Source organism: Parvibaculum sp. MBR-TMA-1.3b-4.2 (genome assembly GCF_053628815.1).
The window spans coordinates 25,643-40,344 of record NZ_JBRJHC010000001.1 but is presented as its reverse complement, the minus strand read 5'-3'; the positions used below and the strand labels follow the sequence as shown (position 1 = coordinate 40,344).

The window sequence follows — 14,702 nt, the reverse complement described above, 5'->3', positions numbered from 1 at the left end:
TCGCTGCCTCACATCCTGAAGACGCCGAACTTCGTGTCCGGCACGGGCGCATTGAGCGTGGCTGAGAAGGCAAGCGCCAACACGCGGCGCGTTTCGGACGGTGCGATGATGCCATCATCCCAGAGCCGCGCTGTCGCGAAATAGGGATGCCCCTCTTCCTCATATTTCTCGCGGATCGGAGCCTTGAAGGCTTCCGCCTCTTCCTCCGTCCATTTCTCGGCATCGCGATGCACGGTTGCGAGCACACTCGCCGCCTGCTCGCCGCCCATGACGGAGATGCGTGCATTCGGCCAGGTGAAAAGGAAACGCGGGGAATAGGCGCGTCCGCACATGCCGTAATTGCCCGCGCCATAGGAACCGCCAATCACCAACGTGATCTTCGGCACATTGGCGCACGCCACGGCGGTCACGAGCTTCGCGCCATCCTTGGCGATGCCGCCGGTTTCGTATTCGCGGCCGACCATGAAGCCCGCGATGTTCTGCAGGAAGAGAAGCGGAATTTTCCGCTGCGCGCAAAGCTCGATGAAATGCGCGCCCTTGAGCGCCGATTCCGAGAAGAGAATGCCGTTATTCGCGACGATCCCGACCGGAATGCCATGAAGATGGGCAAAGCCGCAAACCAGCGTCGTGCCGTAGAGCTTCTTGAATTCGTCGAAAGCCGACCCGTCCACCAGACGTGCTATCACTTCGCGTACATCATATTGCACGGAGAGCGAGGACGGCACCACGCCGTCGAGCTCCGCCATGTCGTAAAGCGGGGCTTCCGGCTCTTTCAGCGGAATGTCGATGGATTTTTTGCGGTTGAGCGTGGACGCGATCTGGCGGGCAAGCGCCAGCGCATGCGCATCGTCCACCGCATAATGGTCGGTCACGCCGGATTTGCGCGAATGCACATCCGCGCCGCCCAGATCTTCGGCGGTCACGATTTCTCCCGTCGCCGCCTTCACCAGCGGCGGACCGCCCAGAAAAATCGTGCCCTGATTGCGCACGATGATCGTCTCGTCGGACATGGCCGGCACATAGGCCCCACCCGCCGTACAGGACCCCATGACGACCGCGACCTGCGGAATGCCCGCCGCCGACATGCGCGCCTGATTGTAGAAGATGCGCCCGAAATGCTCGCGGTCGGGAAAGATGTCGGCCTGGTTGGGCAGGTTCGCCCCGCCTGAATCCACGAGGTAGAAGCAAGGCAGGTTGTTTTCCAACGCCACTTCCTGCGCACGCAGATGTTTCTTCACCGTGACCGGATAATAGGTGCCGCCCTTGATCGTCGCATCATTGCAGACAATGACGCATTCCTGCCCTGCCACGCGGCCGATACCGGTGATGATGCCCGCCGCATTGATGTCCTCGCCATAAAGGCCATGCGCGGCCAGGAGCGAGAGTTCCAGAAACGGCGTACCCGGATCGATGAGCCCGTAAACGCGATCGCGCGGCAGCATCTTGCCGCGCTTCACATGCCGCTCGCGCGAACGCTCATCGCCGCCCAGCGCTGCCTTTTCGCGCTGCGCGTTGAGATCGGCGGTGAGTGCCGCCATCGCTTCGGCATTCGCCTTGAACTTGTCGTCGCGCGTGGAGACGCCGCTTTGCAGGATGGACATGACCCGCCTCCCTTACGCCGTCTCGTTGAAGAGTTCGCGCCCGATCAGCATGCGGCGGATTTCGCTCGTACCCGCGCCGATCTCGTAAAGCTTCGCGTCGCGCAGCAGGCGGCCTGTCGGGTAATCGTTGATATAGCCGTTACCGCCCAGCGTCTGGATCGCTTCAAGCGCCATCCAGGTCGCTTTCTCGGCGGCATAAAGGATCGCACCCGCCGCGTCCTTGCGCGTGGTCTGACCGCGGTCGCAGGCCTTGGCGACGGCATAGACATAGGCCCGGCAGGCATTCATGGTCGAATACATATCGGCGAGTTTGCCCTGCATGAGCTGGAAATTGCCGATGGGCTCACCGAACTGCTTGCGCTCATGCACGTAAGGGATCACCGCGTCCATGCAGGCCTGCATGATGCCGAGCGGCCCGGCGGAGAGCACCGCGCGCTCATAATCGAGACCGGACATCAGCACCCGCACGCCTTCATTGAGCTTGCCGACGATATTCTCTTCCGGCACCTCGCAATCCTCGAAGACGAGTTCGGCGGTGCTGGAGCCGCGCATGCCGAGCTTGTCGAGCTTCTGCGCCGGGCTGAACCCCTTCATCCCCTTTTCGATGATGAAGGGCGTGATACCGCGCGGGCCGCCTTGCGGGTCCGTCTTGGCATAGACAATCAGCACCTCGGCATCCGGGCCGTTGGTGATCCACATCTTGTTGCCGTTGAGGACGTAGCGGTCACCCTTCTTCTCCGCCTTGAGCTTCATGGAGACGACATCGGACCCCGCCCCCGGCTCCGACATGGCGAGCGCGCCGACATGCTCGCCGGTCATCAGCTTGGGCAGATATTTGCGCTTCTGCGCATCCGAGCCGCAGCGGCGGAGCTGGTTCACGCAGAGATTGGAATGCGCGCCATAGGAAAGACCGACGCTCGCCGAGCCGCGGCTGATCTCCTCCATCGCCACGACATGCTCCAGATAGCCGAGCCCCGTGCCGCCATATTCCTCTTCCACCGTCATGCCCAGCAGGCCCAGCTCGCCCATCTGTGGCCAGAGATCGCGCGGAAACTCGTTCGTCTTGTCGATCTCGTCGGCGCGAGGGGTGATCTTGTCGGCCGTAAAGGCGCGCACCGTGTCGCGGATCGCGTCGGCCGTCTCGCCGAGGTCGAAATCGAGCGAGGGGTATTCATTGGGCAGCATGGAAGCCTCTCCTCACAGAATGCCGGATCGGCCGCGGCGGTCGGCGGGATTACGCATTTGACCGGCAGCCATCATTCCTTATTATAAAAACGAACATACGTTCTTTTATTTTTCGCCGCAAGCGGGGAACCCGTCCGAAATGTCCAGAACCGCCGGCTCATCTGGCGCCAAGACGCTGGCCGCGATCCGCGAGGCCGGGCTCCAGCTTATCTACGAACATGGCTATGAAGCGATGACGCTGCGCCGCCTCGCCCGGGAGGTCGGGCTGCAGCCGGGGTCGCTCTACAATCACATCGCGACCAAGCAGGAGCTGCTGTTCGACCTCATCCACAATCACATGATTACCCTCATGGAAAGCCTGGACAAGGCGCTGGAAGGCCATACGAACCCTGTGGAGAGCCTCAAGGCGTTCACCGCCTTCCACCTCACCTATCACATCGAGAGAAAGCGGGAGGTCTTCATCGGCTCGGCGGAGCTGAGAAGCCTCGACCCGGAAAACCGCGAGATCATTGTCGGCCTGCGCCGAACCTATGAAGACCGTCTCTGCGCCATTCTGGAGGCAGGTGTCGCCTCGGGCGACTTCATCGCGGAAGACGTTCGGGTGGCCGCCTATGCCATACTCGCCATGCTGACCGGCATCTGCACATGGTACGATCCGGGCGGCCGCATCGACCGGAAAGCGCTGATCCGCATCCATGAGCAACTGGTGCTCGACGGCGTGACAAAAAACAGGTGAAGACCCCATGTCGAAAAGCCCCGCAGCCGAGAAGTTTCTCAGCCTCTGGTATGCCTATATCGAAAACCACGATCCGGACCTGCTGGACAAACTCGTGGCGGAAAACACCGGCATCTCCTCCCCCGCCTTCTTCGCGCCGAAATACGACCGCCCCTATGTGATGGCGATCCTGCGCGCCGTGGCAGAAGGCCTGGAGGATTTCACCTATACGAAGGAATGGTTCGACGGGAACGAGATGATCCTGGAATTCGAGGGCCGTCTCGGTGACACGAAGCTCAAGGGCATCGACCGCATCACCGTGAACGAAAACGGGCAGATGGAACATATCGAGGTTCTCATCCGCCCGTTGAACGGTTTGGTCGCACTGGCCGAACATGTGAAGGCCGCCCTCACGAAGGCGGCCTCCTAAACCTCAGAGACGTTCGACCGCCAGAGCCGTCGCTTCGCCGCCGCCAATGCAGAGCGAGGCGACGCCCTTCTTCGCGTCTTTCTGCTTCATCGCATTGAGCAGCGTCACGATGATGCGCGCACCCGACGCACCGATCGGGTGGCCCAGCGCACAGGCACCGCCATAGACGTTCATATTGTCGTGGCGAATATCGAGTTCGCGCATCGCCGCCATGGCGACCACAGCGAATGCCTCGTTGATTTCCCACAGATCGACATCGCCGGTTTTCCACCCGGTCTTTTCCATCAGCGTTTCGATGGCGCCCACCGGCGCGGTGGTGAACCATTCCGGCGCGCGGGCGTGGGAAGCATGGCCGCGAATGACGGCGAGCGGTTTCAGCCCGCGCCGTTCCGCCTCCGACATCTTCATCATGACGAGCGCCGCCGCGCCGTCCGAGATCGATGACGAGTTCGCAGCCGTCACCGAACCGCCCGCCGCGAAGGCCGGCTTCAGTGTCGGGATCTTGGCGGGATCGGACTTGTCCGGCTGCTCGTCGCCCGTCACCTCGACCGAGCCCTTTTTCGACTTCACTTCCACCGGCACGATTTCATGGGAAAAGGAGCCGTCGTGATTGGCCTCACGCGCCCGCTTCAGCGATTCGATGGAATAGGCGTCCTGCATCTCGCGGTTGAACTGATAGTGCTTTGCCGTCTCCTCGGCGAAATGGCCCATCAGATAGCCGTCATAGGCGTTTTCAAGCCCGTCGAGGAACATATGATCCTTCACTTCCGCATGGCCGAGCCGCATGCCGCCGCGCGCCTTGGGCAGGAGATACGGTGCGTTGGACATGCTCTCCATGCCGCCGGCCACGATCACCGCGCCATTGCCCAGCGCCAGCGCGTCATGCGCCTGCATCACGGCTTTCATGCCGGAGCCGCACACCTTGCTCACCGTGGTGCAGGGTGTGCTTTCATCGAGCTTCGCGCCCAGCGCCGCCTGGCGCGCCGGAGCCTGACCGACGCCCGCCGTCAGCACGCAGCCCATCAGCACCTCGTCCACCGCCGTATGGCTGAGACCGGCCTTCTCGCAGGCCGCCTCGATGGCCGTGGCGCCCAGTTGCGGCGCCTTGAAACTCGAGAGCGCGCCCTGAAAACCGCCCATGGGCGTGCGCGCAGCGCTGACGATGACGATGGGATCCTTGCTCGCGTCTGACATTTCCGCTTCCCGTGTTTATTATGGCCGCCGGGCTCTCCGGCGATGATTGTTCGTCGGGGAGGATAGGAGAGATGGGGGGAGAGAAAAAGCCTTGTACAGCATTCTTCACGATATGAACTGGGTCCTTCCGCTGCGGAACGACCTCGCGACAAACATATTTTACGGCTTCACCTTTCTCGGCTACGCCCCCTTCTTCCTCATCTTCCTGCCCATCGGCTATTGGCTATGGGACCGGGATATGTTCACCCGCCTCGTCGTCCTGATCGGCCTGACGGCGGTTCTCAATGGCTGGTTGAAGGATTTCTGGCAGGACCCGCGCCCGGCAGCCCGGTTTCAGCTCGATGCCGACCGCGTCGCGGATTCCTACGGGCGCCCATCGGGCCATGCCCAGGTTGCCGTCGCCATGTGGTTCTGGCTTGCCTGGGAAATGCGACGCCCATGGGCGTGGGCCGCAGCGGCCTTCATTGCCTCCGGCGTCATTTTCAGCCGCCTCTATCTCGGCGTGCACGACATCGACGACGTGCTGGCCGGCACCATCCTCGGCTTCATCACGCTCGGTATCTTCGCCTGGCTGGTCAGCGAGCGCGTCATCGCCTTCATCCGCAGTCTGCCCGCGGGCTTTGAATTCGCCGTCATCATCGTCTCGATCCCGGCCCTCTGGATCATCTGGCCCAATGGCGAAAATCCCGCACCGATCGCCAGCGTTCTCTTCCTGTTGCTGGGCTGGTTCGCCGGCGCGGCGCTGGACAAAAAGGCCGCCCCGCATAAGCCGGTCCTTCCCGCCTGGTGGCTCCAGATCGTCATGGCTATCGGCGGCACGCTGGGTCTCTTTGCGCTGCGTGCCGGTGCGACGAAACTGGTGGTGGCAACAGGCCTCGGCCACCCCGTCACGGGGCTGGCGGTATCGGCCCTGCTCGGTTTCTACGCCACCGGCATCGCGCCCTGGATATTCCGCAAGCTCGGCCTGATGAAACCGGGCGCATCTCACGCCAAGGCATAGGGCGGCACGGTGGCGGCCTTCACCTTTCCGGCTTTCGGATTACTCGGTCGTGGAGAAAATTTCCACGACATCGCTCTCGGTGAACACCGAATAGAAACCGGCGCCGGGGCTGCCGCCCGCAACGACGAGTTTGCCGTCATCAGCTGCCGCGACCGCGCCATGACGTGGCGTCGGCAGTGCGACGGACTTGCGCCAGCGCGCCTGCCTGTCCAGATCCATCACATAATGGTCGCCATGCGTTTTGGGCGGATCGCGCTGTTCGCCGCCCAGTACGTGAATGGCGTTGCCGAGAACGACCGCGACATGGCCCGCGCGGGGCGACGGCAGGTCGGGACCGCGCGACCAGCTTCCCTTGGCGACATCGAAAATATCGACACGCGACATGGCATTGCCCGAGGCGGAAAGCCCGCCAATGACATAGATGCGGTTGCCCACCGCCACATAAGCGGCCTCCACCCTCGGTGCGGGAATAGCGGCACCCGTATTCGACCATTTGTTTTCAGCCGGATCGTAAGCGGTGACACGGGCCGCATCGGGTCCCTTGCCGCCAATCGCGTAAAGCTTGTCATCGACCGCGACGAGACCATGCCCCACTCGCGGCGCGGGCATCGACGCACCATCCACCCAGGTGCCGATACGCGGATTGAAAATCCACAAGGACCGGCTCGGACCGCCCGACTTTTCCGGATGCGCCTTGTTCGACTTGTAGCCGCCGGACACATAGATGCGACCGTCAAGCGCCGCCGCCGCGGCCTGCTGCACGCCCGCGGGCATCGCCGAGGTCGATCGCCAGAAATTACCTTTGAGGTCGAAGATTGTCGTATCTGAACGCGGGCCTGCGATCGCATCGCCGCCCAGCACATAAAGCTCGTCGCCCAGCAGCGCACTGGCGGCCATGACGCGGCCATTGAGCATCGGCGCGCCTTCCGTCCAGCCGTCGGCATTGGCCTGCATACCGGTAGCGGCCAAAAGGACAAACGCCGTAATCCCGCTCGACACCAAACGAGCGATACGCCGGATCCGGGTCATCTTTTCTCCTTCCCCTGCCTCACAATTGCCGGAACGCCCGAACCGCCCTCCCCCAAAAGAAATGAAGTATCCGGCATCCGCGCCCTGCAAGCCTAGTTGAAGAGGAACAGGGCTGCGAGCCCCAGAAAGGCAAAAAACCCGACCACATCGGTCACCGTCGTCAGGAAGACGGCGGAAGACACAGCCGGGTCCACCCCTATCTTGTCGAGACCTATCGGGATCAGGATGCCGGCGAGCCCTGCCGCCACGAGATTGATAATCATGGCCGCCGCGATAATCATCCCCAGCGCAGGGTTCTCGAACCAGAGCCCGCCAATGCCCCCCATCAGCAGCGCGAACATGATGCCGTTCAGAAAACCGACCATCACTTCGCGCGTCACGATACGCGACGCATTGAAGGGCACGAGATCCTTCGTCGCCAATGCGCGCACCGCCACCGTCATCGTCTGCGTCCCCGCATTGCCGCCCATGGAGGCAACGATGGGCATCAGTACGGCCAGCGCAACCATCTGCGAAATCGTACCGTCGAAAAGCCCGATGACCGCCGAGGCCAGAATGGCCGTCAGCAGATTGAGGAACAGCCATGAGAAACGGCTGCGCGTCGTCTGAATGACCGTATCGGAAATCGCTTCCTCGCCGACACCGCCGAGACGCCGGATATCTTCCGTCGCCTCCTCGGTGATGACTTCGACGATGTCGTCCACCGTGATCACACCGACAAGGCGCTCGTCCTCATCCACCACGGCAGCCGAGATAAGGTCGTATTTGCTGAACAGCAGCGCCACGTCTTCCTGGTCCATGGCGACCGGAATGAGCGTCTGTTCCTCCTCCATGACTTCCGACATCTTGACGGGCCGCCTGGTGCGCATGACGCGCGACAAGGGCACCGTCCCCACCGGCTTGTAGCCGGGATCGACGACGAAGATTTCGTAGAACTCGTCGGGAAGCTGCTCGGCCTCGCGCAGATAGTCGATCGTCTGGCCGATGTCCCAGAACGGCGGCACTGCGACCAGTTCGCGCTGCATGAGACGGCCGGCGGAGTATTCGGGATATTCCAGCGACTTTTCCAGAACCGCCCTGTCGGTCGCCGGGAGCTGTTCGAGAATTTCGCGCTGGTCGTGCGCGTCCATGTCCTCGAGCAGATAGACCGCGTCGTCGGAATCCATTTCGGCGACGGCAGATGCGATCACGCTCGGATCGAGCATCTCCATCACGTCGTCGCGGACGGATTCGTCGAGTTCGTGAAGCGTTTCCGGGTTGAGGTCGGAGCCGAGCATCTCGACAAGCGCATGACGCTCGTCCTGACGCACCAGTTCCAGCAACTCGGCAAGGTCGGCCGGTCTGAGTTCGAGAACCAGCGAGCGCACCTTTTCCCTGTCGGCGCGATCGATCGCATCGACCACCGCGCGGACAAAGGCCGGGCTCAAAAGATCGTCTGGTTCTTCCGTATCAGTCCTGGTCGCCAGATCTGCCAAGCGGGCACCTCCTGATCTCTCAAACACGGGCGCGGACGCGGCAAAGCGAATCCGACGCATAAGCGTGCAGAGTGTGCGCTATTTGGCGATTGCCTGCCAGCCGGTAGGCGCCGGCGGCGAATAGAAGGGAGGACCGGAAATCCGACAGGTCCGAAGGACATGGTGCGGTCGAGAAGACTCGAACTTCCACGGGTTTTACCCCACAGCGACCTCAACGCTGCGCGTCTACCAATTCCGCCACGACCGCGCACGCATGTCCCAGACCAGATTCCGTTCTGGAGAGCCGCCCATGTAACAAATCCCTGACGGCTACTCAAGCGGCAAAATGCATCCGAACGCACAAGTTGGGATTAAATGCCGTCGCCGTCGGTATTGGTGACCGGAAGGTGGATGCCGCACTCGTCCTTGTCCTGCCCGGCCCAGCGCCCGTCGCGATAAGACCCGCCCTCGGGCACACGTTCCGTGCAGGGCATGCAGCCGATGGACAGATAGCCGTCCTTCACCAGCGGATGGCGCGGCAGCCGGTATTCGTCCAGATAGGCCTCCAGCTTCTCCTGGTCCCAATCCGCCAGCGGATTGAGCTTGAAGCGGGTGCCAAGCGCGGCGGATTTGGCCGCTCCGGGCTCACCGGTGCCCCGGATCGCCTCTTCCTCGATCTTGTGCATGGCGGAGCGGGCGCTCGTCTGGAAGCGCTTCCGGCCCGTGATCGACATATCCACGCCCTTGAGGGCGCGCTCCAGCGGCAGCACCTTGCGGATATGGCAGCACCGGTCCGGATTGGCGTTCCACAGACCGCCCTGGGGGTCATCGGCCTTCAGGTCGTCGGGATGCGGGCCAATGGCGCGCAAATCCGCAAGCCCCAGCTTTTCCTGCAACCGGTCGCGATAGCGCAGCGTCTCGCCGAAGAGCTTTCCCGTATTGAGAAAGATGACCGGCGTCGTCGGGTCGATCTGCGAAATCATGTGGAGCAGCACGGCCGATTCCGCCCCGAAGGAGGATACGGCGGCAATACGGCCCTGAAACTCGCGCTGGATCATGACCTCGAGAAGCTCCTGCGGCGCAAGACTCTCATAGGCGTCGCGCAATGCGCGCAGACGTTCCGACGTGACAGGCTCGGCATCCATCACCGCGGCCTGCCGGTCGGTCAGCCCCGTGCTTTTTCTCGTAAGGTCGAGTGCGGTCATGACAACCAGCCTTTCTCGTCGATAAGGGCGTCGGTCCGGCGTCCGAGTTCGGCAATGCCTGTTCCTTCGTCCCGCCACATCTCTCGCTGGCGGGCCAGTTCGTCGAGCCGCCCGCCCCACTCCGGCCCGAATTTTTCAGCCAGATAGCGCTTCAGCCGTCGTGCCAGACCCGGCGACTTGCCGCCCGTCGAAACGGTGAGCGTAAGATCGCCACGCCGCAGCATGGAGGGCACATGAAAATCGCAGAGCGCCCGGCGGTCTTCCGTATTCACAAGGGCACCTACCTCCCGCGCCGCTCTGGCCATTTTCGCAGACTCGTCTTCCTCGAGACCCGCAATGAAGACCACGCCCGCCGTCTTCAGCGCCTCCGCCGAGGGCCGCACGCCACGCAACCTGTCGCCAATCGCCTCGGCATAATCCGGCGCCGGATCGCGCGCATAAACGTCCAGCCGCACCGCACCGGCCTCATCCAGCAGGCGCAGCCGGCGTTGGGCATCCTCGCCCTCTCCGATCAGCACAATCTTCACGCTGGCGGTATCGATCAGGATCGGAAACATGGACGTCCGGCCTCCTGCTAAACTCCAATTCCCCAAAGAGATATGGAACCGGAGAAAATAATTCAAGAAGATAACGTATTATACAAATAATAACACAAATATTATGTTCTTTTTGCGCGCAAAAAAGAGCCGCTCCCGGCCCTTCCAGTCGAATCCGGGGCGTTTAGCGACCTAATCGGCTTGCTGGCTGATCAGCTCCGTGACCGAAATGGCGATCCGCTCGCCTTCCACGACGATCTGGCCCCTCGCAATCGGGATATTGTTGGCGAGGAGGAGGACATCGTCCTCATGGCGCGTATTGAGTTCGATCACCGCGCCGCGGCCCATCTTCAGCAATTGCTGAATTGGCAAGGTGGTCTTGCCAAGTACCACCGATAGTTCGACAAAGACCTTGTTGACGGAGTTCATTTTCGCGCCCATTAGCTTATCTGCCCCGTAGAGGAGCACCACCCGGAGCACAAATTCGCATGGCGGAGTTACCTCGTGGTTAACCAGACGAACAGCCAGACCCTTTCAGCCGACGCACCATCCGAAGTGGAATGGCGCGTGTCGGACGCGCCCGTGCCCTATGAAGAGGCCGTCGCCGTCATGGAAGAGCGCGCCGCCGCCATTGCCGCCGGCGAGGCGCCAGAGCTGGTCTGGCTGCTGGAGCATCCACCGCTCTACACCGCCGGCACCAGCGCCGATGAGCGCGACCTGCTGACGCCCGACCGCTTCCCGGTCTTCAAGACGGGCCGTGGCGGCCAGTACACCTATCACGGTCCCGGCCAGCGCGTGGCTTACGTCATGCTGGATCTGAAACGCCGCAAGCCGGATGTCCGCGCCTATGTGCAGGACCTGGAGCGATGGCTCATCGCCGCGCTGGAACGGTTCAACGTGAAGGGCGAAATCCGCGAGGATCGCGTCGGCGTCTGGGTCCGCCGCCCTGAAAAGGGACCGGGCCGCGAAGACAAGATCGCCGCCATTGGCGTACGCCTGCGCCGCTGGGTGACGTTTCACGGCATCAGCCTGAACGTCGATCCCGATCTCGATCACTTCACCGGCATCGTGCCCTGCGGCATCAGCCAGCATGGCGTGACGAGCCTCGCCGATCTCGGGCATCTCGTCTCGATCCCGGAAGTCGACATGGTGCTGCGCGAGACCTTCGATGAGGTTTTCCGCGATAACGAGAACGCCTAAGGCAAATCCGCCTGCTTCATCCCCAGCACGATAGACCCGATCCCCGCGGTCACGATGGCGAGCCAGAAAAGGCCGCCCGCAATCGGCATGGAAAGCGCCACCCAGAACACGAATGTCGCAATGGCAACGCCGATAATGCGACCCAGCGCGCCCTCGCCCACCGCACCGAGCTTCGACCAGACAAAGGCGCCAGCCGCGACGATCGAAGTGATGAACCCTGCGATCACGCCGAGCGGCCACAACAGGATCAGAATGAAAGCCGCCGGAATGCCGACAATCGTCAACGCAACGGCGACTGCAAGAACCGGCACGCCGATGATCCAGGCCAGGCCGAAGAGAAAGGCGAGCAGCGGGTTGTCGCTAAACCCGTCGCACAGACGCGCGCTCCCCTCCGGTGATAGCAGGGCGAAGATCGCAGCAAGAATACCGAATACGACCGCACCGCCTGCCGAGACACGATAGCCCGGCGCGGACCATTCCGACCGGCTCCGCTCTTCCCATTCGCGCGGCAGTTGCCGGTCACCGGGCATGGCCCGCGGGACGGGACGCGGTTCGGCCTCCTCGGACGACCAGGCGTTTTCGCTCACCTTGCCGGAAACTTCCGCCCCCGGATCGATTTCGGCCCGCGAGGCAGCGTAATAATTCACATCTCCGCCGATCTTCGCATCCGGTCCGAGCGTCAGCTTGCTGCCATAGAATGTGACGTTGCCGTCGACCACGCCATTGATAAGCGCATCCTGCGAGCGGATGGAAACATCGCCATCGACCTTGCCGCTCATCGCGACACGCCGCGCGGCAACCCAGACGTTCCCGTCGATAGCGGCATCCGGCGTCAGAATCACGGTCTCGGCCAGCACATTGAGATCGCGGTCCGTCTTGCGCGAGAAGGTCACTTCCTGCCCGGTCAGGAACAGGGCGTTATCCGTCCCCCATTCATAGCCTTTCTGGGCCGCATGGGCCGAACCGCCCGGCAAGGCGGACAGAACCGGCAGGATCATCAGCAACAAGGCCAGCAGAAACGCGCGCATCGTCGGTCCTTTCAGCTCGTGACGCTCAACCCGCACTATAGGCACAAGCGCCGCATATGAAAAAGGGCGCCCGAAAGCGCCCTTTTTTGTGCTTCTCGAACGGAAAACCTATTCGAATTCCATGATGACGGCGTCGACTGCCAGGCTGTCGCCCTCTTCGCAATTGATGCTCTTCACCACCGCATCCACTTCGGCGCGGAGAATGTTTTCCATCTTCATGGCTTCGACCACGGCAAGCGCTTCGCCCGCCTGCACTTCCTGGCCGACCTCCGCATGAAGCTTCTTCACCAGGCCCGGCATGGGGCAGAGAAGCATCTTGGACGTGTCGGCGACCTTGAGCTCGGGCATCAGCGCCGCGAGCGCATAGCCGCGCACCGTATGCACGATGGCATTGGCCGTCGCACCGCGATAACGCAGCAGATAGCCCTGTTTGGCGCGGTCCGTCTCGACGACATATTCCTTGCCGTCGATCTTGCCCTTCCAGACAGCCTGTCCCGGCGTCCAGTCCGACCGCACCAGATGCTCGGAAAGCCGCTTGCCGTTCTCGTCGAGGAAGAAGACCTCCAGCCCCGCCGCCACATCCGTCGCGGAAACGCGCTGGTTCCATTCGTCCAGCGACACGATCCACTCCGTCGGCAGCACGCGCGGCCTGTTGGGCAGCTGACCGGAAATCTGCACCGCGCGGTCCGCATGCAGCTTGTTCATGTGAACCGCGATGACGGCCAGCATGACGGCGCGCTCATCGGCCAGATCCACACCCTTGAACCCGTCCGGATATTCTTCGGGGATGAAATTGGTCGTCAGGCGGCCTTCGCGGAACCGCGGATGCTCCATGATCGCGGCAAGGAACGGAATATTGTGCCCGATCCCCTTGATATGAAAGCTGTCCAGCGCTTTCGACATATGCTTGATCGCCGAGAGCCGGTCCGGCCCGTGCGTGCAGAGCTTGGCGATCATCGGATCGTAGAACAGCGAAATCTCGCCGCCCTCGAACACGCCGGTATCGTTGCGGATGGTGAGGCCCTTCTCCGTCCCCTCCTGCGGCGGCTGGTAGCGCACCAGACGGCCGGTGGACGGCAGGAAGTTCCTGTACGGATCTTCCGCATAGATGCGGCTCTCCATGGCCCAGCCGTTGATCTTCACATCCGACTGCTTGATCTTCAGCTCTTCGCCATTGGCGACGCGGATCATCTGTTCCACCAGGTCGATACCGGTGATGAGCTCGGTCACCGGATGCTCCACCTGCAGGCGCGTGTTCATCTCGAGGAAGTAGAAGTTCTTGTCCTTGTCGACGATGAACTCCACCGTGCCCGCGCTCTCATAGTTCACGGCCTTGGCAAGCGCCACGGCCTGCTCGCCCATGGCCTTGCGGGTTTCCTCATCGAGGAAGGGAGACGGCGCTTCCTCGATCACCTTCTGGTTGCGGCGCTGGATCGAGCATTCGCGCTCGACCACATAGATCGCATTGCCCTTTTTGTCGGCCAGCACCTGAATTTCGATATGGCGCGGCTGCGTCACGAACTTTTCGATGAAGACGCGGTCGTCGCCGAAGCTCGACTTGGCTTCCGACATGGACGAGGCAAAGCCGTCGGCCACTTCGGATTCCGACCAGGCGATACGCATGCCCTTGCCGCCACCGCCGGCAGACGCCTTGATCATCACCGGATAGCCGATGTCGTTGGCGATCTTCACGGCCTCTTCCGCCGTCTCGATCACGCCGAGATAACCCGGCACCGTGTTGACCTTGGCTTCGTTGGCGAACTTCTTGGACTCGATCTTGTCGCCCATCACCTCGATGGCCCTGATGTTCGGCCCGATGAAGGCGATGCCGTTATCGGCGAGCGCCTGAGCGAATTTCGCATTCTCCGACAGGAAGCCATAGCCGGGGTGAACGGCCTCGGCGCCCGTCTCCTTACAGGCCGCGATGATCTTGTCCGCGATCAGATAGGATTCCGATGCGGGCGGCGGGCCGATAAACACGTGCTCGTCCGCCATCTCGACATGAAGTGCGTCGGCATCCGCCTCGGAATAGACGGCCACCGTCTTGATGCCCATGGCGCGCGCCGTCTTGATGACGCGGCAGGCAATTTCGCCTCGGTTGGCGATCAGGATTTTCTTGAACATG

14 protein-coding genes and 1 tRNA gene are annotated in these 14,702 nt (G+C 62.2%); 4 read left to right on the top strand and 11 right to left on the bottom strand.

The window, feature by feature from the left end:
- Positions 1 to 8: 8 nt before the first annotated feature.
- Together ACSSVQ_RS00265 and ACSSVQ_RS00260 are read right to left on the bottom strand one after the other, a co-directional pair.
- Positions 9 to 1,601, bottom strand: coding sequence for a carboxyl transferase domain-containing protein (locus tag ACSSVQ_RS00265; RefSeq protein ID WP_454180346.1), 1,593 nt, complete (start codon positions 1,599 to 1,601; stop codon positions 9 to 11).
- Positions 1,602 to 1,613: 12 nt separating this feature from the next.
- Positions 1,614 to 2,786, bottom strand: a complete 1,173-nt coding sequence (locus tag ACSSVQ_RS00260; protein WP_454180345.1) for an isovaleryl-CoA dehydrogenase — start codon at positions 2,784 to 2,786, stop codon at positions 1,614 to 1,616.
- 139 nt (positions 2,787 to 2,925) lie between these two features.
- Between ACSSVQ_RS00260 and ACSSVQ_RS00255 the strand changes: the two genes are divergently transcribed.
- Both ACSSVQ_RS00255 and ACSSVQ_RS00250 read left to right on the top strand, forming a co-directional pair.
- Positions 2,926 to 3,522, top strand: coding sequence for a TetR/AcrR family transcriptional regulator (locus ACSSVQ_RS00255; protein ID WP_454180344.1), 597 nt, complete (start codon positions 2,926 to 2,928; stop codon positions 3,520 to 3,522).
- 7 nt (positions 3,523 to 3,529) lie between these two features.
- Positions 3,530 to 3,931, top strand: coding sequence for a nuclear transport factor 2 family protein (locus tag ACSSVQ_RS00250; RefSeq protein WP_454180343.1), 402 nt, complete (start codon positions 3,530 to 3,532; stop codon positions 3,929 to 3,931).
- A gap of 3 nt (positions 3,932 to 3,934) precedes the next feature.
- Here ACSSVQ_RS00250 and ACSSVQ_RS00245 read toward each other — a convergent pair whose 3' ends face one another.
- The gene (locus ACSSVQ_RS00245) at positions 3,935 to 5,125 is read right to left on the bottom strand and encodes an acetyl-CoA C-acyltransferase (RefSeq protein WP_454180342.1); all 1,191 of its coding nucleotides are present in this window, start codon (positions 5,123 to 5,125) and stop codon (positions 3,935 to 3,937) included.
- Positions 5,126 to 5,216: 91 nt separating this feature from the next.
- Here ACSSVQ_RS00245 and ACSSVQ_RS00240 point away from each other — a divergent pair, with 91 nt between their 5' ends.
- Complete coding sequence (locus ACSSVQ_RS00240; protein ID WP_454180341.1) at positions 5,217 to 6,125, top strand: phosphatase PAP2 family protein; 909 nt, start codon at positions 5,217 to 5,219, stop codon at positions 6,123 to 6,125.
- Between the two features lie 39 nt (positions 6,126 to 6,164).
- Here ACSSVQ_RS00240 and ACSSVQ_RS00235 read toward each other — a convergent pair whose 3' ends face one another.
- The 6 genes from ACSSVQ_RS00235 to ACSSVQ_RS00210 form a co-directional block, all read right to left on the bottom strand.
- The gene (locus ACSSVQ_RS00235; protein WP_454180340.1) at positions 6,165 to 7,154 is read right to left on the bottom strand and encodes a Kelch repeat-containing protein; all 990 of its coding nucleotides are present in this window, start codon (positions 7,152 to 7,154) and stop codon (positions 6,165 to 6,167) included.
- A gap of 92 nt (positions 7,155 to 7,246) precedes the next feature.
- The gene (gene mgtE / locus ACSSVQ_RS00230; RefSeq protein WP_454180339.1) at positions 7,247 to 8,629 is read right to left on the bottom strand and encodes a magnesium transporter; all 1,383 of its coding nucleotides are present in this window, start codon (positions 8,627 to 8,629) and stop codon (positions 7,247 to 7,249) included.
- Positions 8,630 to 8,789: 160 nt separating this feature from the next.
- A tRNA-Leu gene (locus ACSSVQ_RS00225) sits at positions 8,790 to 8,876 on the bottom strand.
- Between the two features lie 103 nt (positions 8,877 to 8,979).
- On the bottom strand, positions 8,980 to 9,813 hold the full coding sequence (locus tag ACSSVQ_RS00220; RefSeq protein WP_454180338.1) for a phosphoadenylyl-sulfate reductase: 834 nt from the start codon (positions 9,811 to 9,813) through the stop codon (positions 8,980 to 8,982).
- Positions 9,810 to 10,370 (bottom strand): precorrin-2 dehydrogenase/sirohydrochlorin ferrochelatase family protein, encoded by a 561-nt coding sequence (locus ACSSVQ_RS00215; RefSeq protein ID WP_454180337.1) that lies wholly within the window; start codon positions 10,368 to 10,370, stop codon positions 9,810 to 9,812. Before ACSSVQ_RS00215 ends, ACSSVQ_RS00220 begins: the two co-directional genes overlap by 4 nt.
- Positions 10,371 to 10,541: 171 nt before the next feature.
- Positions 10,542 to 10,790: a FliM/FliN family flagellar motor switch protein gene (locus tag ACSSVQ_RS00210; RefSeq protein WP_293328286.1), complete on the bottom strand. Its 249-nt coding sequence runs from the start codon at positions 10,788 to 10,790 to the stop codon at positions 10,542 to 10,544.
- A 63-nt stretch (positions 10,791 to 10,853) separates the two neighbouring features.
- Here ACSSVQ_RS00210 and lipB point away from each other — a divergent pair, with 63 nt between their 5' ends.
- The gene (lipB, locus tag ACSSVQ_RS00205) at positions 10,854 to 11,549 is read left to right on the top strand and encodes a lipoyl(octanoyl) transferase LipB (RefSeq protein WP_454180336.1); all 696 of its coding nucleotides are present in this window, start codon (positions 10,854 to 10,856) and stop codon (positions 11,547 to 11,549) included.
- On the opposite strand, the gene ACSSVQ_RS00200 is transcribed toward lipB, so the two are convergent.
- Positions 11,546 to 12,577: a bactofilin family protein gene (locus ACSSVQ_RS00200; protein WP_454180335.1), complete on the bottom strand. Its 1,032-nt coding sequence runs from the start codon at positions 12,575 to 12,577 to the stop codon at positions 11,546 to 11,548. The genes lipB and ACSSVQ_RS00200 overlap by 4 nt on opposite strands.
- A gap of 108 nt (positions 12,578 to 12,685) precedes the next feature.
- Positions 12,686 to 14,701, bottom strand: a complete 2,016-nt coding sequence (locus ACSSVQ_RS00195) for an acetyl-CoA carboxylase biotin carboxylase subunit (protein WP_454180334.1) — start codon at positions 14,699 to 14,701, stop codon at positions 12,686 to 12,688.
- Position 14,702: the final 1 nt, after the last annotated feature.